This is a genomic window from Streptomyces lomondensis (genome assembly GCF_014651035.1).
Lineage (GTDB): Bacteria > Actinomycetota > Actinomycetes > Streptomycetales > Streptomycetaceae > Streptomyces > Streptomyces lomondensis.
In genome coordinates this window covers 71,382-89,090 of the sequence record NZ_BMWC01000016.1, presented here as the reverse complement: position 1 = coordinate 89,090, position 17,709 = coordinate 71,382, and the positions used below count along the sequence as shown (strand labels likewise).

The window sequence follows — 17,709 nt, the reverse complement described above, 5'->3', positions numbered from 1 at the left end:
ACGGGCCCGTCGCCGGAAGACACGCCGGGTCATCCGCCGCACCTCGCCCTCGCCACATGCAGCTCGGGAGTGAGCACCTGCTTCGTCCTCGGCAGCACGATCCGGCCGTCGAAGTCGCAGAGGTAGAAGTTGAACCACGAGCCGTAGGACGCCGTCCCCGTCAGCTCGTCCAGCTTGTTCGGCAGCCGCTTCAGCACGCCCTCCACGGTCTTCTCGTTCCTGTTCAGCGTTCCGGTGAGATCGGTCAGCTCGGCGATGTCGTCCTTCAGCGGCGGGCGGGCGTCCCGGAGCAGCCCCGACGTGGCCTCGGTCAGATCGCCGATGCCCACCAGCGACTCCCCGATGGGCTTGCGGTCGGCGGACAGCCCCGAGATCACCCGCCGCAGCTGCTTGAGCAGCCCGGAGAAGCGGGCGCCGCGCTTGTCGAGCGTGGCCAGCACGGTGTTGAGGTTGTCGATCACCGAGCCGATCAGCCGGTCGCGGTTGGCGAGGGTCGTCGTGAGCGATGCCGTGTGCGCGAGCAGGCTGTTGACCGTGCCGCCCTCGCCCTGGAGCGTCCGGATGATCTCGGTGGCGAGCTGGTTGACGTCCTTCGGGCTGAGCGCGGCGAACAGTGGTTTGAAGCCGTTCAGCAGCGCGTTGAGGTCCAGCGCCGGCTGCGTCCGCGACAGCGGGATCGTGCCGCCGGGCCGCAGCCGGGTGCCGTCGCCCGCGCCCTCGGTCAGGGCGACGTACCGCTGCCCGACCAGATTGCGGTAGCGGACGACCGCGTGGGTGCTGGTGAGCAGCGGACGGTCCTCGCGCACCGTGAAGCTGACCTCGGCCAGCGTCCGGTCCTTGATCCGGATGTCCTCGACCTCACCGACCCGCACCCCGGCCACCCGGATGTCGTCGCCCTCCTCCAGGCCGGTGACGTCGCTGAACACCGCTCGGTAGGTGTGCTCCGGGGTGAAGGAGAGGTTGACGATGGTGGCGGCGAGCAGGGCCGTCGCCGTGACCGTCACCAGCGTGAAGAGGCTGAACTTGACCAGCGGGCCGGCCGTCCGGCGTGCCTTGGACGTGCTCATGCGACGCTCACCGCCGTTCCACGGGCCAGCGGTCCGAACAGCAGGGTCGCCACCGGCGGCACCTCGTCGGCCGGTACGCCCAGGACGGGCGCCACGAGCGAGCCGACGGCCCGCTGCTCGGCGGAGGTGGCGGACACGCCACCGGGCGGCGCACCACCGCTCGGACTCCCCGCCGACGTACCGTCGTCGAGCTTGGGCTTCGGTCCCGGCACCGGCGGGTGCGGCAGGCCCCGGCAGTCGGGCCCCGACCGATCGGCGTAGCGCGGCTCCTCGCCGGGCTTGTACGCCCCCTGAGGCCGCACCACTTCGAGGGTGATCCGCATCGCGCCGCCCCGGAACGCGTCCTCCGACACCCGCTCCTGCCGCACCAGGCCGTCCAGCAGGCACGGGTACTCGGGCGAGTAGCGGGCGAACAGCTCCAGCGTGGGCCGGGAGACGCGGCCGAGGGTGATCAGCCGGTCGCCGTTGTCGTCGAGGAAGTCCTCCGCGGTGCCCGCGACCGTGGCTGTCGTGCGGAGCCCCGCGGCCAGCCGGTCCTGCTTCTCCACGAGGGTCCGGCTGGTGGTGACGGTGTTGCGCAGGATCCTCATCAGGTCGGGGGCGGCGTCGCCGTACACCTCGGCGACGTCGGCGAAGCGCGCGATGTCCTCCTTCAGGGACGGCAGATGCGGGTTGAGCCGGCGCAGATAGGCCTCGACCCGGGTCAGGTTGTCGCCGATGCGGTCGCCCCGGCCCTCCAGCGCGGTGGCGAACGCCGAGAGCGTGGCGCTGAGTTCACCGGGCTCGACCGCGCGCAGCAGCGGCAGCAGGTCGTTCAGCAGCCGCTGCACCTCCATCCCCGCCTTCGTGCGGTCCTGGGTGATGACGTCCCCGGCGCGGATCGGCCGGGCCGAGGACGACGCGGCGCGGTCGGGGGCCACGAGGTCGACGTACTTCTCGCCGAACAGCGTCTTGGGCAGCAGCCGCGCGTGCACGTCCGCCGGGATGTGCGTGACGTACTCCGGCTTGAGCGCGATGCCGAGCGTCGCCTTCGCACCGTCCGCGCTGACCTCGCGCACCTCGCCGACCAGCAGCCCGCGCAGCTTGACGTCGGCGCGCGGCTCCAGCTGGTTGCCCAGGCTGTCGGCCTCCAGCGTGATGCGCACCACCGGCGTGAACGCCTGCCGGTAGACGGCCACCGCCAGCGACAGCAACAGTGCGAGCACGGCGATGAACGTGATGCCGTACAGCCGTAGTCGGACGGTTCTCATCGGCCTCACCCCGCGATCCGTACGGTCGTGCTCGCGCCCCAGATCGCGAGGCTCAGGAAGAAGTCCAGGACGTTGATCGCGACGATCGACGTCCGCACCGCGCGGCCCACCGCGACACCGACACCGGCCGGCCCGCCGCTCGCGTAGTAGCCGTAGTAGCAGTGCACCAGGATGATCAGCACGGCGAAGACGATCACCTTGCCGAAGGACCAGAGCACGTCGACCGGCGGCAGGTACTGGTGGAAGTAGTGGTCGTACGTGCCCGTCGACTGCCCGTGGTACACGGTGGTGATGGTCCGGGCGGCCAGGTACGACGACAGCAGCCCGACCACGTACAGCGGGATGACGGCGACGAACCCGGCGATCATCCGGGTGGTGACGAGGAACGGCAGCGAGGGCACGCCCATCACCTCCAGCGCGTCGGTCTCCTCGCTGATCCGCATCGCGCCGAGCTGGGCGGTGAACCCGGCACCGACCGTCGCGGACAGCGCGAGCCCGGCCACCAGGGGGGCGATCTCCCGGGTGTTGAAGTACGCCGACAGGAACGCCACGAAGTTGGAGGTGCCGAGCTGGTTGAGGGCCGCGTAGCCCTGGAGCCCGACCTCGGTGCCGGTGAAGAACGACAGGAAGGCGATCACGCCGACCGTGCCGCCGACGACCGCGAGCGCGCCGCGCCCGAAGCTGACCTCGGCGAGCAGCCGCAGGATCTCCTTCTTGTAGCGGCGCAGGGTGCGGCCGGTCCAGGCCAGCGAACGCCCGTAGAACGACAGTTGGGCGCCCAGCTCCTCCAGCCGATGCAACAGCGCCATGCCTCAGCCCCTCTGCGGAACGACTTGGAAGTACACGGCGGTCATCACGAAGTTCGTCACGAACAGCAACATGAACGTGATCACCACCGACTGGTTGACGGCGTCCCCCACGCCCTTCGGCCCGCCCTTCGCCGTGAGCCCCTTGTACGAGGCGACGATCGCCGCGATCGCGCCGAACACCAGCGCCTTGATCTCGGCCGCCCACAGGTCGGAGAGCTGCGCCAGGGTGGTGAAGGAGGCGAGATAGGCGCCCGGGGTGCCGTTCTGCAGGACCACGTTGAAGAAGTAGCCGCCCGCGACGCCCACCACCGACACCAGGCCGTTGAGCAGCACCGCCACCAGCATCGAGGCCAGCACCCGGGGCACGACGAGACGGTGGATGGGGTCGATGCCGAGGACCTGCATGGCGTCGATCTCGTCGCGGATCTTGCGCGCCCCGAGGTCCGCGCAGATCGCCGTGCCGCCCGCGCCCGCGATCAGCAGCGCGGTGACGATCGGCGAGGCCTCCCGCAGCACCGCGAGCACCGAGGCGGCACCGGCGAAGGACTGGGCGCCGAGCTGCCGGGTCAGGCTGCCGATCTGGAGCGCGATGACCGCGCCGAAGGGAATCGACACGAGGGCCGTGGGCAGGATCGTGACGCTCGCGATGAACCACGCCTGCTGGATGAACTCCCGTACTTGGAAGGGGCGTCGGGGCATGGTCCGGACGACGTCCAGCGCCATCGCGAACAGGTTGCCCGACTGCCGCAGCGCCCCGGTCGGTGACAGGCTCACGCGTCCGCCGCCTCTCTGCGGCGCAACTCGGCCTCGCGTCTCGCGATCGCCTCCCAGCGGGGCGGGCGGGTGATGCCGGGGCCCGGCAGCAGGCGGGGCGTCGGCTCCCGCACCACGGGCGCCTCGGTGAGCTGCGCCAGCTCCTGCTCGACCTGCGCGGCGTCTTTTTCCTCCGCCATGCCGATCGGCCCCTGCATCCGGCCGTTCAGGAACTGCCGTACGACCGGCTCGTCACTGGCCAGCAGCCGCTCGCGGGGCCCGAACATCACCAGCTCGCGGCGGAACAGCAGCCCGATGTTGTCCGGGACCTGGCGGGCCGAGGCGATGTCGTGCGTGACGATCAGGAAGGTCGCGTCGATCTGCGCGTTCAGGTCGACGATCAGCTGGTTGAGATAGGCCACGCGCACCGGGTCGAGGCCCGAGTCGGGTTCGTCGAAGAGGATGATCTCCGGGTCGAGGACGAGCGCCCGGGCGAGCCCGGCCCGCTTGCGCATCCCGCCGGAGATCTCGCCGGGCAGCTTCTCCTCGGCGCCGATCAGCCCGACCATGTCCATCTTCTCCAGCACGATGCGCCGGATCTCGCTCTCGGGCTTGCGGGTGTGCTCGCGCAGCGGGAAGGCGATGTTGTCGTACAGGTTCATCGAGCCGAACAGCGCGCCGTCCTGGAACAGCACGCCGAAGAGCTTGCGCACCTCGTACAGCTCGTGCTCGCGGAGCCCGGTGAGGTCGCGGCCCTGAATCGTGATCGAGCCGCGCTCCGGCTTCAGCAGTCCGACGAGCGTCTTGAGGAACACCGACTTGCCCGTGCCCGAGGGGCCGAGCAGGACCGAGACCTCCCCGGCCGGCAGCGTCAGCGAGACGTCCTGCCAGATGACCTGGTGACCGAAGGACTTGGTCAGCCCTTCGACACAGATCTCGACACCCATCCGGTTCACCCTTCAGCCGAGGAGCAGCTCCGACATCTGCTCTACGGGGAGGGGCGGGGCGTCCGTCGCGGCGGAGGCCGATTTTTTTCGGACGGGTTTCCGGACGGCCCGGCGGACGCCCTTACGGGAGCGCGCTCGGGGTGGGCGCGGCCGACGGAGTGGCCGGTACGGCGGGAGTCTGCGAGGGGACGGGCGGAACCGACGGCACCGGCCGGACGGAGGGGACCGCGGGGGCGGACGGGACCGCGGGGACGGCGGGCTCGACCGGCACGTCAGGGAGGGCCGGCAGCTCGGGCACGTCCGGCACCCCGGGAGCCGACAGCTCCGGCAGCGGGGAGACCTCCGGCAGGTCCGGCACGGACAGCGGCAGCAGGGAGCCGTCGGCGGGAGCATCCCTCGGCTCCGGCCGGGACGGGACCGCCGAGGGCTCGGCCGGCTGCGGAACGGACATCCGGTCGGTGCCGTCGGGCCGCAGCAGCGTCGCCGCGCCCGGGGAGGCCACGGCCGGCCGCGGCACCGGACCGTCCGCGCCTCCATCGAGCGTGTACGGCAGCACGAACCCCGCCACCGCCAGCGTCGCCGCCGTCGAGGCCACCGCCACCGCCTGGGTCTTCCCGCTCCCGTGCGGCCGCCCGCGCCCGAGCAGGAACAGCACCGCACCGAGGGTCCCGGCCAGCGAGGCGCGCAGCGTGCGGCGGGCCCGGGCCAGCAGCGACTCGACGGTCCGGTAGCTCAGCCCCATGCGCACGGCGACCTGGCCGACGTCCAGGTCCTCGGACTTCAGCCGCAGCGCCTCCGCCTGGCGGGCGGGCAGCTCCCCGCTGCGCACGGCCAGCCACTTCGCCTCCGCCCGGTCGCACACCACCTCCTCGACGGGCACCGGGCCGGGCGCGACGAGTGTGGGGCTGGTGCGCACCTCGGCCTCGCGGTTGACCTGCCGGTAGCGGTCGACGCACAGCCGCATGGTCACCGTCGTCAGCCAGGCGCCCAGGCGCTCGTCGTCCAGGTCCGGGCGCTCCGCGGCGCGCAGCATCGCCTCGTGCACGGCGTCCTCGGCGTCCTCCTGGCTCATCGACCTGCGCCGGGCCACCTTGAGCAGGTGCTCGCGGTGGCTCCACATGCGCTCCCAGCGGTCGTGCGCCGCCTGTCTCCCGGCAGGCGTGTTCGCATGCGTCTCCGCAGGCATGTCCGTCGCCATTGAGGGCCCCTTCGTGCTCGCCCGCCGGGCCCGTGCCGCCCGGCGGGTGGCGACATTACCGCCCGGTAGCGGCGGTTGTGGAGGGGGCGGAGGCCATCGAGTCCGCACTGTTGCCGGTCAGCGGGGTGTCACCGGGCAGCAGGCCGTCGCCGGGGAGGTCCGCGCCGGTGCCGGGGAGGGGCAGCCCGGGCTCCTCCGTCTCCGCCGGACGGGGGCGGGTCGGGGCGGGCGAGGCGGGCGCGGCCGGCGTCCGCGGCCGGGGAGCGCTCGGGCGGGCGGACGGCGTCGTCGAGGGCTTCGCCGAAGGCTTCGGCGCCGGCTTCGGCGTGGAGGCGGGCCGCGACGGCTCCGCTCGCTCCGAGGACGTCACGGCACGGTCCGGCACCACCCGGTGCCCCGACAGGAAGTACGCGTACCAGGCGAGGACCGTGCGCAGATAGGCCCGCGAGTGGTTGTAGCCCAGGATCGCCCGGTCCAGGTCGGCAGGATCCGACAGATCCCGTCCGCCCGCGCACAGGTAGCGGCCGGCGGCGAGCGCGGCGTCGAAGACGTTGTCCGGGTCGGCCCGCCCGTCGCCGTTGCCGTCCGCGCCCCAGCGGGCCCAGGTCGACGGGATGAACTGCATCGGGCCGACCGCCCGGTCGTACACGGTGTCCCCGTCGTACGCGCCGCCGTCGCTGTCCCGGATGAGTGCGAACCCGGCGCCGTCCAGCCGGGGGCCGAGGATCGGCGTCACGGCCGTGCCGTCCGCGGTCACCCGGCCGCCCCGCGCCTGCCCGGACTCCACCTGACCGATCGCGGCGAGCAGCTGCCAGCGCAGCCGGCATCCCGGCGCGGTGCGCGTGAGCTCCGCCTCGGCGTGCCGGTACGCGGCGAACACCGTCTCCGGCAGCGCACCGCCGCCGGGCACCCGCGCCTGCGCCCGGTTCTTCCGGGCCCGCAGCGGCGGCAGCTCCGTACGGTACGGACTGTCGCCGGACACGCTCGGTCCCTGCCCGCCCGATGCCTGCTGCGCGGGTGCCGAGGCCCGTGCCGGGGCCGCCCCCGGCGCCTGCGACGCCGTCAGCGCGGCCAGAGCGGCCGCCGCCACCGCCGTACCCCGCGCCCCTCTGAGCCCGCCCCTGAACACACGCCCTGCCATCTCCCAGTCCCCTCCCTGTACGGATCCGTCGTCTGCTCTACGCGGCACAGGCACTGGTCCGTCGCGCGCGGTGACCGACTTCCGGCGCTGCGTCCCGGAGTCGCGCGGGGAGTCATCGCAGGGGCTGCACGAACGTCCGCGTCGCGCGTTAGGTTGAGCGCGTGCGACTGAGAGTGGAGTTCACGACCGAGCCCTTCGACCTGGACGAGGCGCCCGCCCACGCCGTGGTGGCCCGCGAGGTCGTCGAGGCCGCCGAGCTGGACGCCGTGGACGTGGGACCGTTCGGCAACACGGCGGAGGGCGGTGCCGACGCGGTGCTCACCGCCGTGGACGCCCTGCTCCGCAAGACGCTGGAGGCGGGCGCCACCCGCATCACGCTCCAGGTCAACGTCGTCGAGGAGGGCGAGGCGTGAGCGGCCCGGGGGACGAGCCGTTCATCGCGGCCGTCAAGCCGCTGGTCGACGCCATGGGCGGCGAGATGATCCCGCCGGACGAGGCCGGCCCCGACGACGTCGTGCTGTCCTGGGAGGGCCGCGACGCCGTCGCCGTCCGGCTGCCGCAGCTCGCCGACTCCCTCGATCACATCCTCGCCGCCATGGAGCGCCGCAAGGGCATGCCGCTGGCCGACCTGGACCGCAAGGCCAAGCAGGAGGTCGTGCGGATACTCGAGGCGCGCGGCGCCTTCTCCGTACGGCACGGGGTGGAGACCGTGGCGAGCGCCCTCGGCGTCAGCCGCTTCACCGTCTACAACTACCTCAACCGCGAAAAGGGGGCCTGACCGGGAGCCTGCCCGGTTTCGCCGCCTCGCAGGGTTTCGTCACACGGAATTTTCAACAAACTGTTGACGTGCTGTCGGGGGAGGGCGTTAGCTATCGGCACGCCCGTTCAGCACGACGGCCGTTCGCGGCCACGGAGGCTCCCGTGACGTCCACTTCCACGCCGCCGGGCCTGGCCCGTTTCAACACCCTGGAGGAGCACGCGGCCCACGCCGCGCTCCACGAGGTGTGCGCCTCCTCGGCGTGGGCCCGGCGCCTGCTCGCCGCCCGCCCCTACGCCACCGCCGAGGACCTGTACGCCGCGAGCGACGCCGCCATGGCGGACCTGACGGCCGAGGACCTCGCGGAGGCGATGGCCGGCCACCCGCCCATCGGCCGCCCCAAGCCCGGCGACCCGGCCTCGGCCCGGGAGCAGCGCGGCATGGCCGGCGCCTCCGAGGAGCTGAAGGCGGAGATGCTGGAACTGAACCTGGCCTACCAGGAGCGGTTCGGCCACGTCTTCCTGATCTGCGCCACCGGCCGCACCGGCGAGCAGATGCGCGACGCGGCCAAGGAGCGGATCGGGAACCCGCCGGAGCGGGAGCGCGAGATCGTCCGCACCGAGCTGGGCAAGATCAACCGCATCCGCCTGGCCCGACTCGTGGAAGAGGAAGCCTGATCATGAGCACCGGCATCACCGCATCCGTGTCCACGCACATCCTGGACACCAGCATCGGCCGCCCCGCCGAGGGCGTCGCCGTCCACCTCGCCGCCCGCGCGGGCCGGGAGGCGGACTGGCAGGCGCTCGGCGGCTCCGCGACCGACGGGGACGGGCGGTGCAAGGACCTCCCGGCACTGCCGGAGGGGACCACCCACGTACGGCTCGACTTCGCCGTCGAGGCGTACTTCGAAGAGAACGCGAAGGTCGCGAACCAGCAAGCCGATGCGCAGCAGGACGCCCCCGCGAATCGGGACAGCGGCCCTGGGGTGTTCTTCCCGGAGGTGGCGATCACGTTCGCCGTCGTACCGGGCGAGCACTACCACGTACCGCTGCTGCTCAACCCGTTCGGCTACTCCGTATACCGAGGGAGCTAGCTAGAAATGCCCACGATTCTGGGACAGAACCAGTACGGCAAGGCCGAGAACCGAGTCGTCAAGATCACGCGGGACGGCGCCACCCACCACATCAAGGACCTGAACGTGTCCGTGGCGCTGAGCGGCGACATGGACGAGGTCCACTACTCCGGCTCGAACGCCAACGTCCTGCCGACCGACACCACCAAGAACACGGTGTACGCGTTCGCCAAGGAGCACGGCATCGAGTCCGCCGAGCAGTTCGGCATCCACCTCGCCCGGCACTTCGTCACCAGCCAGGAGCCGATCCACCGGGCCCGGATCCGCATCGAGGAGTACGCCTGGGAGCGGATCGAGGCCTCCGACGCCAACTCGAAGTTCATCGGCGCCGACGAGGTCAAGCACTCCTTCGTCCGCAAGGGCCAGGAGGTCCGGCTGACCCAGATCACCTACGACGGCTCGTCGTGGGAGGTCATCTCGGGGCTGAAGGACCTGGTCGTCATGAACTCGACCAACTCCGAGTTCTGGGGCTACGTCAAGGACAAGTACACGACGCTCAAGGAGGCCTACGACCGCATCCTGGCCACCCAGGTCTCCGGCCGCTGGCGGTTCAACTGGACCGACGACGAGCAGCGCATGCCCAACTGGGAGAAGTCCTACGAGCAGACGCGGAAGCACATGCTCCAGGCCTTCGCCGAGACGTACTCGCTCTCGCTCCAGCAGACGCTGTACCAGATGGGCGCGCGGATCATCAACAACCGCAGTGAGATCGACGAGGTCCGCTTCTCCCTCCCGAACAAGCACCATTTCCTGGTCGACCTGGAGCCGTTCGGGCTGAAGAACGACAACGAGATCTACTTCGCGGCCGACCGCCCCTACGGCCTGATCGAGGCGACGATCCTCAGGGACGGCTGCGAGGCGCGGATCCCCGAGGACCTCACCAACCTCTGACGTTCCCTCTTTCGGCACCCGTGGCCGGGGAACCTGTCCCTCCGGCCACGGCACTCAAACTCCCAGGGTCCTGCCGTGCCCTCTCCAATTCAGCACACTTCGTGAAAAGGGACGAACCATGGCAGCAGACCGGCGCATCGTCATCGAGAACTGCGCGATCGCGACCGTCGACGGACACGACACCGAGTACGCCTCCGGGCACGTCGTCCTCGCCGGCAACCGCATCGAGTCGCTCGGCGCGGGCAGGGCCCCCGAGGGCCTGGAGAACGTCGTCCGCCGTATCGACGCCTCCGGTCATCTCGTGACACCCGGACTGGTCAACACCCACCACCACTTCTACCAGTGGATCACCCGGGGCCTGGCCACCGACCACAACCTCTTCGACTGGCTGGTCGCGCTGTACCCGGTGTGGGCGCGCATCGACGAGCCGATGGTGCGCGCGGCGGCCCAGGGCTCGCTCGCGATGATGGCCCGCGGCGGCGTCACCACCGCCATGGACCACCACTACGTCTTCCCGCACGGCTCCGGCGACCTGTCCGGCGCGATCATCGGCGCCGCCCGCGACATGGGTGTCCGCTTCACCCTCGCCCGCGGCTCCATGGACCGCAGCGAGAAGGACGGCGGCCTGCCCCCGGACTTCGCCGTCGAGACCCTCGACGGTGCCCTGGCCGCCACCGAGGAGACCGTGCGGCAGCACCACGACTCCTCCTTCGACGCGATGACCCAGGTCGCCGTCGCGCCCTGCTCGCCCTTCTCCGTCTCCACCGAACTGCTCCGCGACGGCGCCCAGCTCGCCCGCCGCCTCGGCGTCCGGCTGCACACCCACGGCTCGGAGACCGTGGAGGAGGAGAAGTTCTGCCACGAACTGTTCGGCATGGGCCCGACCGACTACTTCGAGTCCACCGGCTGGCTCGGCGAGGACGTGTGGATGGCGCACTGCGTCCACATGAACGACTCCGACATCGCCGCCTTCGCCCGGACGAAGACTGGCGTCGCGCACTGCCCGTCCTCCAACGCCCGCCTCGCGGCCGGCATCGCCCGCGTGCCCGACATGCTCGCCGCCGGCGTCCCGGTCGGCCTCGGCGTCGACGGCACCGCCTCGAACGAGTCCGGCGAACTCCACACCGAGCTGCGCAACGCCCTCCTCATCAACCGCCTCGGCGCACACAAGGAAGCGGCGCTGAACGCCCGCCAGGCACTGCGCCTGGGCACCTACGGCGGCGCCCAGGTCCTGGGCCGGGCGGCCGAGACCGGCTCCCTGGAGCCCGGCAAGCTCGCCGACCTGGTGCTGTGGAGGATGGACACGCTCGCCCACGCCTCCATCGCCGACCCGGTGACCGCCCTGGTCTTCGGCGCGGCGGCCCCGGTCACCGCCTCCTTCGTGAACGGCCGGCAGATCGTCGAGCACGGGCGGCTGCTCACCGTCGACGAGGACGCCATCGCCCGCGCCACGCGGGACGAGGCCCGGCGGCTGGCGAGGATCGCCGCGCAGGGCTGAACCCCCGGATGACTCCGGCCGGGAGGGACGGCTCCCGGCCGGTGGCCGTGGACCCGAGCGGGGCCCACGGCGGCCGTCTCCGGGGCGCGCGTCAACACGTGCGCCCCGGAACGGCCACCCCCCGTCCACCGCATGTCCGGTCCCGCACGACCACCAGCACCACCTCCTTGACACCCACGGCCGCGAGCGACGCGGCCGTGTAACCGACCGGAGGGACGCCGCCGTGGCCGACCACCCCGTTGACGAGAAACTCCCCGCGCTCAAGATGGCGACGACCGGCCTCCAGCACGTGGCCGCCATGTACGCGGGAGTCGTCGCCCCACCTCTGATCGTCGGCGCGGCCATCGGCCTGACCGCCACCGAGCTGACCTTCCTCACCGGCGCCTGCCTGTTCACCGCGGGCCTCGCCACGTTCCTGCAGACCATCGGCATCTGGAAGATCGGCGCCCGGCTGCCGTTCGTCAACGGCGTCACCTTCGCCGGTGTCGCCCCTATGACCGCGATCGTCGCCTCCACCGAGGACAAGTCCGACGCCCTGCCGATCATCTTCGGCGCGGTCATCGTCGCCGGACTCCTGGGCTTCATGGCGGCCCCCGTCTTCTGCAAGGCGATCCGCTTCTTCCCGCCGGTCGTCACCGGCTCGGTGATCACTCTCATCGGCATCTCCCTCCTCCCGGTCGCCTTCGGCTGGGCGCAGGGAGCCGACCCCGCGGCGCACGACTACGGTTCGGCGACCAACCTGGGCCTCGCGGCCGTGACCCTGCTGATCGTCCTGCTGCTGCGCCGCTTCACCCGGGGCTTCGTCAAGCAGATCGCCGTCCTGCTGGGCCTGGTCGCCGGCACGGTGCTCGCGATCCCGTTCGGCGTCACGGACTTCGGCCCGGTCGCGGACGCGGCCGTCATCGGCTTCCCGACCCCGTTCCACTTCGGCGCCCCGCAGTTCCAGCTCGCCGCGATCCTCTCGATGTGCGTGGTCATGGTGGTGTCGATGACCGAGTCGACCGCCGACATGCTGGCCCTGGGCGAGATCGTCGACCGCCCGGCCGACGAGAAGACCATCGCGGCCGGCCTGCGCGCCGACACCCTCGGCTCGGCGCTCAGCCCCGTGTTCAACGGCTTCATGTGCAGCGCCTTCGCGCAGAACATCGGCCTGGTCGCGATGACGAGGATCCGCAGCCGGTACGTCGTCGCGGCCGGCGGCGGCTTCCTGGTGCTCATGGGCCTGTGCCCGATGGCCGCCTCACTGATCGCCGTCGTACCGCGCCCGGTCCTGGGCGGCGCGGGCGTGGTCCTCTTCGGCTCGGTCGCCGCCAGCGGCATCCAGACCCTGGTCCGGGCCGGCCTCGACAAGGACAACAACGTCCTGATCGTGGCCGTCTCCCTGGCCGTCGGCATCATCCCCATCACGGCGCCGGAGTTCTACCACGCCTTCCCGGAGACGGCGCGGATCGTCCTGGACTCGGGCATCTCGACGGGGTGCGTGGCGGCGGTCCTGCTCAACCTGGTCTTCAACCACCTGGGCAACAGGGACGCGCGGGATGTGACCCACCCCATGGAGGCGGGCGAGGAGATCACGCCCCCTCATCCGCCTAAAGCCCGAACAAGCCCGGATCCGAGGCCAGCTCCTTGAAGATCTCCGCCGGGTCGGCGACCAGCCTGCGCTCCTTCAGGTCCAGGATGCCGCCGACCGCCGTGATCTCGGCGGCCACCGTGCCGTCGGTCTTGCGGACGGTCTGCTCGATACGGAACGTCTTGCCGTCGCCCCACTCGAAGGCGCAGGTCACCTCGACCTCGTCGCCCGCGAGCAGCTCCCGCTTGTAGCGGATGGTCGTCTCCAGGGCGACCGGTCCCACCCCCTGGGATATGAGACCGGCCTGGCTGATCCCCGCAGCTTGCAGTAATGACCAGCGGGCGTGTTCCGCGTAATTCAGGTACACGCTCTGGTTGAGGTGACCCTGTACGTCGGTCTCGTAACCGCGGACGGTCACCGGGACGGAAAACGGCTCGCTCATGGGCTTCCCCTCTCGCACCGGACACTCGTGGCGTACGCAACGATCCCCTGATCTTGGCATGCTCATCACGCTCGGCGCGGTGAAGCCAGGAGATATCGGGTCCCGGTGCGCGGCTCGCGGTGCTCGCTCACCTGCCAGCCTGCTTCCTCCAAAGTGGCCGCGCACGCGCGCAGCGCCTCGCCGTCCGGCTCGTGGACGGCGACGGCCTCCGGCTGCGGAGTCTCCCGTACCCGGTAGCCCCCGTCGTCCGGTCCGGCCGGTCGGTGGCCCGCCGCCTCCAGCGCGAGCGCGGCGGCCCGCACCAGATGCGTGCGCTCCCAGCCGCACGGCCGGTCCACCGCCCCGTCCGGGTTGGTCATCCGGCGCAGCTCCAGCAGGCCCAGCCAGGCGCTGTGCACCTCACGGCGCCGGGCGGGCCCGGGCTGCGGGGGATCCGGTTCGCCACCGGTCCGTGCCGCGAACACACCCGTCGAGGCGGGGGCCTTCCCCGGCCCGGCCGGCTCGGGCGCCCGGGTGATGCCCTGCCGCACCCGATGCCCCTCCGGCGTCAGAAAGTGATCGTGCGGCGGCCGGGGGTGCCGGAAGGCCAGCCCGCGCTTCACCAGCGCCGCGAGCTGCGCCTCCGTCCCCCGCAGGCGGCCGGTCACCGGGTCGGCGGCGTCGATGACACGCCGCTGCGCGGCGCTCGGCGGTCGGGTCACGGCGCGCTCCTCTCGGGCCGGCTTCGGGCTCTCGCCCACCTGCTCGCAGGCTACGACCCGCCACTGACAACCGCGCCCGACCGCGCCTACTGGCGGTACCCGCTCAGGAACCGCCCGATCCGCCCGATCGCCGCCTCCAGGTCGTCCGCGTGCGGCAGGGTCAGGATGCGGAAGTGGTCCGGGGTCGGCCAGTTGAAGCCCGTGCCCTGGACCACCTGGATCTTCTCCCGCAGCAGCAGGTCCAGGACGAACTGCTCGTCGTCGTGGATCTTGTGCACCTTGGGGTCCAGGCGCGCGAAGGCGTACAGCGCGCCCTTCGGCTTCACGCAGGTCACGCCGGGGATCTCGTTGAGCTTCCGCCAGGCCACGTCCCGCTGCTCCAGCAGCCGCCCGCCGGGCCTGGTCAGCTCGCCGATGGACTGCCGGCCGCCGAGCGCGGCCTGGATGGCGTACTGGGCGGGCGCGTTGGCGCACAGCCGCATGGAGGCCAGCATGGTCAGGCCCTCCAGGTAGTCCTTGGCGTGCTGCTTCGGGCCCGTGACCACCAGCCAGCCGGAGCGGAAGCCGGCCACGCGGTAGGTCTTGGACAGGCCGCAGAAGGTGAGGACGACCAGGTCGGGGGCGAGCGCGGCGGCCGAGTGGTGGACGGCGTCGTCGTACAGGATCTGGTCGTAGATCTCGTCGGCGAAGACCATCAGGCCGTGGCGGCGGGCGAGGTCGAGGATGCCCTTGACGATCTCCTTGGGGTAGACCGCGCCGGTGGGGTTGTTGGGGTTGATGAGCACGACCGCCTTGGTGCGGTCCGTGATCTTCGACGCCATGTCGTCCAGGTCCGGGTACCAGTCGGCCTGCTCGTCGCACAGGTAGTGGACCGCCTTGCCGCCCGCGAGGGTCGTCACCGCCGTCCAGAGGGGGAAGTCGGGGGCGGGGATCAGGATCTCGTCGCCGTCCTCGACCAGCGCCTGTACGGCCATGGAGACCAGCTCGGACACGCCGTTGCCGAGGAACACGTCGTCCACGCCGACCTCCAGGCCCAGCGTCTGATAGCGCTGGGCGACGGCGCGGCGGGCGGAGAGGATGCCGCGCGAGTCCGTGTAGCCGTGCGCCTGCGGCAGCATCCGGATCATGTCCTGGAGGATCTCCTCCGGCGCCTCGAACCCGAAGAGCGCGGGGTTGCCGGTGTTCAGGCGCAGCACGCTGTGGCCCGCCTCCTCCAGCGCGTTGGCGTGCTCTATCACCGGGCCGCGGATCTCGTAACAGACCTCGCTGAGTTTGCTCGACTGCCGGAACTCCATGCGCCGCTTCCCCTCGCTCACTGGTGTTGCTTGGTTTTACCAAGTAGCAGCTTGGAAAGTCCAACAACTTGTCTAGACTGCGTCGCATGCCACCTCGCCGAAGCTACGACCAGTACTGTTCCGCCGCCCGGGCGCTCGACGTCGTCGGCGACCGCTGGACCCTGCTGATCGTCCGGGAGTTGCTCGCCGGCCCCCGCCGCTACACCGACCTGCACGCGGACCTGCCCGGCGTCAGCACGGACGTCCTCGCCTCACGGCTGAAGGACATGGAGCGCGACGGCCTCGCCACCCGCCGCCGGCTGCCACCGCCCGGCGCGGCCTACGTCTACGAACTCACCGCCCGGGGACGGGAGTTGCTGCCGGTGCTCCAGACACTGGGGGAGTGGGGACGGTCCGAGCTCGACGAGCGGCGCCCCACGGACGCCGTGCGCGCGCACTGGTTCGCCCTGCCCCTGCTGCGCCTGCTGGACGGCGAGGGCCTCGTCGAAGTCCGCCTGGAGGAAGGGCTGTTCCATGTGTACGCCGGTGCCGAGGACGGGCCCGTCTACGGCGACGGACCCGCCCCCGCCGAGCCGGACGCCCGGCTCGTCCTGGACACCGGTACGTGCACGGCCCTCGGCCGGGGGGAACTGAGCCTCGCCCACGCCGTGCGGGACGGGCGGGTCCAGGTGACCGGCGAGGGCACGCTCGCCAAGGCACTCCGCGAGGCATGAGAGAGGGCTCGTACGGCTCCAAAACGGGGCTCAGCGAAGGGGATTGGGCAGTTCCGCCCACTGGTCCCCGGGTGTCCGCGGCGAGAGCCGCATCAGCGTCAGCGCCTTCGTGGGCAGGGGCTCGGCACGCAGCGCGGCGAGATCCGCAGTGGGCGGGAGATCCCGTACGGCCGTCTCCAGCGCCGCGGCGAGCGCCTCACCCGAGCCCGCCGTCCCGGCCAGCGCGCCCGCCACGAGCGAGCCGAACAGCTTGCGGCGGAGCGTGCGTTCGTCGTCCGTGACCATGCGGGCGGGCAGCTCGGGCACCGCGATGCCGTGCCGGCCGAGGCGGGCCGGGCTGACGCGGATGTCGGCCAGGTCGCGGTAGACCAGCCGCAGCGGATCGCCCGCCGGCGAGAGCACCACCAGCAGGTTCTGGCCGTGCGCCTCCAGGGCCACGCCCAGCTCCAGCAGCCGCAGGCCGACCGTGAGGGCGAGGCGCGCGAAACCGGCCAGCCAGCCGGGGGAGCGGGGCAGCTCGGTGGTGGCGAGCGCCGCCACCGGCAGCACCCGCTCGCCGTCGCCCGCGTAGGTCTGCGGCGACTCCCGCAGGACGGCCGCCAAGTCGGGGGAGCCGGCCGCCGCCGCGCCCAGGGTGCGGGTGACGTGCAGCAGGCCGTCCGCGCGCGCCGCCGGGATCCCGGCGAAGTCCGACAGCACCGCGGACGCGGCGACCGACGGCAGCGAGATGTCCCGCACCGAGGACGTCAGCCGGGCGCTGAGCGAGGTCTTCACATGCGGCCCGCCGGGCAGCGCGAGCGTCCGCAGGGACATCAGCGGATGCCCGGTACGCCGCTCCTCGCAGGTCCGCTTCAGCACATGCGCCGCCTGCCACGGGTGCACCGGCAGCACCACCCGCTCCCCGTCCCGCAGGTCCCGCGGCCACGCCCCCGTCACCAGGCATTCCTCCGCCCGCACCGGCACCAGCCCGAGTTCCACCAGCGGCCGGTGCTCGGGCCCGTAGGCGAGCTGCTCGGCCACCGAGAAACCGGGCCGGGACCGGCAGGTCGGGTGGAACGGATGCCCGTCGACGATCCGCTGCTCCCACGCCCAGTCGCTCTCCGGCCACGCCTCCCGCGCGCTGTCCTGCCCCGCCCTCGACAGCGCCAACGAGGCGACGCTGTGCCCGAGTTCGGCGGCGAAGGCGGCGGAGTGCGGGACGGCGAGGTCCGTCACCAGCCGCGCCGGATCGCCGTAGGCCGTCGCGTCGAGCCGTACCTCGGTGACGTACGCGCCGGTCGCGTACGGATCCGGCCGCGGGCCGTGCAGCCGGCGGCCGTCCGACAGGTGCAGCGTCAGCCCGTCCCGGCCCTCCTCCCGGCGGGCGACCCAGGGCAGCGGATCATGGGCGAGACCGCGCCACAGGCGCGACAGCACGGCCGCCCGGGCGCCGGGCAGTTCGGCCTCGTACCGCGGCAGGAGGCCGGGCCGGACGACGGCCAGTTCCTCGGCGACCTCGGCCTCGGCGGTGGGGGAACGGTGCACGGGCGGGCTCCTCGGGTACGA

19 protein-coding genes are annotated in these 17,709 nt (G+C 72.0%); 8 read left to right on the top strand and 11 right to left on the bottom strand.

Going from position 1 to position 17,709, the window contains the following annotated elements:
* Positions 1-29: 29 nt before the first annotated feature.
* The 7 genes from IE255_RS35240 to IE255_RS35210 form a co-directional block, all read right to left on the bottom strand.
* Positions 30-1,067, bottom strand: a complete 1,038-nt coding sequence (locus tag IE255_RS35240; protein WP_190054489.1) for an MCE family protein — start codon at positions 1,065-1,067, stop codon at positions 30-32.
* A complete protein-coding gene (locus tag IE255_RS35235; RefSeq protein WP_190054488.1) occupies positions 1,064-2,317 on the bottom strand; it encodes an MCE family protein in 1,254 nt (417 codons plus the stop codon). Before IE255_RS35235 ends, IE255_RS35240 begins: the two co-directional genes overlap by 4 nt.
* Positions 2,318-2,322: 5 nt before the next feature.
* On the bottom strand, positions 2,323-3,126 hold the full coding sequence (locus tag IE255_RS35230) for an MlaE family ABC transporter permease (RefSeq protein ID WP_190054487.1): 804 nt from the start codon (positions 3,124-3,126) through the stop codon (positions 2,323-2,325).
* 3 nt (positions 3,127-3,129) lie between these two features.
* Entirely contained in the window at positions 3,130-3,900 is a 771-nt protein-coding gene (locus IE255_RS35225; RefSeq protein ID WP_190054486.1) for an MlaE family ABC transporter permease, read from the bottom strand.
* The gene (locus tag IE255_RS35220) at positions 3,897-4,826 is read right to left on the bottom strand and encodes an ABC transporter ATP-binding protein (RefSeq protein WP_190054485.1); all 930 of its coding nucleotides are present in this window, start codon (positions 4,824-4,826) and stop codon (positions 3,897-3,899) included. Before IE255_RS35220 ends, IE255_RS35225 begins: the two co-directional genes overlap by 4 nt.
* Before the next feature lie 121 nt (positions 4,827-4,947).
* Positions 4,948-6,024 carry a sigma-70 family RNA polymerase sigma factor gene (locus IE255_RS35215; protein WP_190054484.1) on the bottom strand — a complete coding sequence of 359 codons (1,077 nt, stop codon included), beginning with the start codon at positions 6,022-6,024 and terminating at the stop codon, positions 4,948-4,950.
* Between the two features lie 55 nt (positions 6,025-6,079).
* The gene (locus IE255_RS35210; RefSeq protein WP_190054483.1) at positions 6,080-7,165 is read right to left on the bottom strand and encodes a lytic transglycosylase domain-containing protein; all 1,086 of its coding nucleotides are present in this window, start codon (positions 7,163-7,165) and stop codon (positions 6,080-6,082) included.
* Between the two features lie 161 nt (positions 7,166-7,326).
* Here IE255_RS35210 and IE255_RS35205 point away from each other — a divergent pair, with 161 nt between their 5' ends.
* The 7 genes from IE255_RS35205 to IE255_RS35175 all read left to right on the top strand — a co-directional run bounded on the left by IE255_RS35205 (position 7,327) and on the right by IE255_RS35175 (position 13,073).
* Positions 7,327-7,578 (top strand): hypothetical protein, encoded by a 252-nt coding sequence (locus tag IE255_RS35205; protein WP_190054482.1) that lies wholly within the window; start codon positions 7,327-7,329, stop codon positions 7,576-7,578.
* A complete protein-coding gene (locus IE255_RS35200; RefSeq protein ID WP_114256191.1) occupies positions 7,575-7,943 on the top strand; it encodes a helix-turn-helix domain-containing protein in 369 nt (122 codons plus the stop codon). Before IE255_RS35205 ends, IE255_RS35200 begins: the two co-directional genes overlap by 4 nt.
* 143 nt (positions 7,944-8,086) lie before the next feature.
* Positions 8,087-8,599 carry a 2-oxo-4-hydroxy-4-carboxy-5-ureidoimidazoline decarboxylase gene (uraD, locus tag IE255_RS35195; RefSeq protein ID WP_190054481.1) on the top strand — a complete coding sequence of 171 codons (513 nt, stop codon included), beginning with the start codon at positions 8,087-8,089 and terminating at the stop codon, positions 8,597-8,599.
* Between the two features lie 2 nt (positions 8,600-8,601).
* Positions 8,602-9,015: a hydroxyisourate hydrolase gene (gene uraH, locus IE255_RS35190; RefSeq protein WP_190054480.1), complete on the top strand. Its 414-nt coding sequence runs from the start codon at positions 8,602-8,604 to the stop codon at positions 9,013-9,015.
* A gap of 6 nt (positions 9,016-9,021) precedes the next feature.
* Positions 9,022-9,945 carry a factor-independent urate hydroxylase gene (pucL, locus tag IE255_RS35185; RefSeq protein WP_190054479.1) on the top strand — a complete coding sequence of 308 codons (924 nt, stop codon included), beginning with the start codon at positions 9,022-9,024 and terminating at the stop codon, positions 9,943-9,945.
* 118 nt (positions 9,946-10,063) lie between these two features.
* Positions 10,064-11,443: an 8-oxoguanine deaminase gene (locus tag IE255_RS35180; protein ID WP_190054478.1), complete on the top strand. Its 1,380-nt coding sequence runs from the start codon at positions 10,064-10,066 to the stop codon at positions 11,441-11,443.
* Between the two features lie 223 nt (positions 11,444-11,666).
* Positions 11,667-13,073: a nucleobase:cation symporter-2 family protein gene (locus tag IE255_RS35175; RefSeq protein WP_190054477.1), complete on the top strand. Its 1,407-nt coding sequence runs from the start codon at positions 11,667-11,669 to the stop codon at positions 13,071-13,073.
* Here IE255_RS35175 and IE255_RS35170 read toward each other — a convergent pair.
* The 3 genes from IE255_RS35170 to IE255_RS35160 all read right to left on the bottom strand — a co-directional run bounded on the left by IE255_RS35170 (position 13,033) and on the right by IE255_RS35160 (position 15,451).
* The gene (locus tag IE255_RS35170; protein ID WP_190054476.1) at positions 13,033-13,455 is read right to left on the bottom strand and encodes an acyl-CoA thioesterase; all 423 of its coding nucleotides are present in this window, start codon (positions 13,453-13,455) and stop codon (positions 13,033-13,035) included. The genes IE255_RS35175 and IE255_RS35170 overlap by 41 nt on opposite strands.
* A gap of 65 nt (positions 13,456-13,520) precedes the next feature.
* Complete coding sequence (locus IE255_RS35165; RefSeq protein ID WP_190054475.1) at positions 13,521-14,156, bottom strand: hypothetical protein; 636 nt, start codon at positions 14,154-14,156, stop codon at positions 13,521-13,523.
* Between the two features lie 86 nt (positions 14,157-14,242).
* Complete coding sequence (locus IE255_RS35160; RefSeq protein ID WP_190054535.1) at positions 14,243-15,451, bottom strand: pyridoxal phosphate-dependent aminotransferase; 1,209 nt, start codon at positions 15,449-15,451, stop codon at positions 14,243-14,245.
* An 86-nt stretch (positions 15,452-15,537) separates the two neighbouring features.
* Here IE255_RS35160 and IE255_RS35155 point away from each other — a divergent pair, with 86 nt between their 5' ends.
* Positions 15,538-16,164, top strand: a complete 627-nt coding sequence (locus IE255_RS35155) for a winged helix-turn-helix transcriptional regulator (RefSeq protein ID WP_190054474.1) — start codon at positions 15,538-15,540, stop codon at positions 16,162-16,164.
* Positions 16,165-16,194: 30 nt separating this feature from the next.
* Here IE255_RS35155 and IE255_RS35150 read toward each other — a convergent pair whose 3' ends face one another.
* Positions 16,195-17,688, bottom strand: a complete 1,494-nt coding sequence (locus IE255_RS35150; RefSeq protein WP_190054473.1) for an IucA/IucC family protein — start codon at positions 17,686-17,688, stop codon at positions 16,195-16,197.
* Between the last annotated feature and the right edge of the window lie 21 nt (positions 17,689-17,709).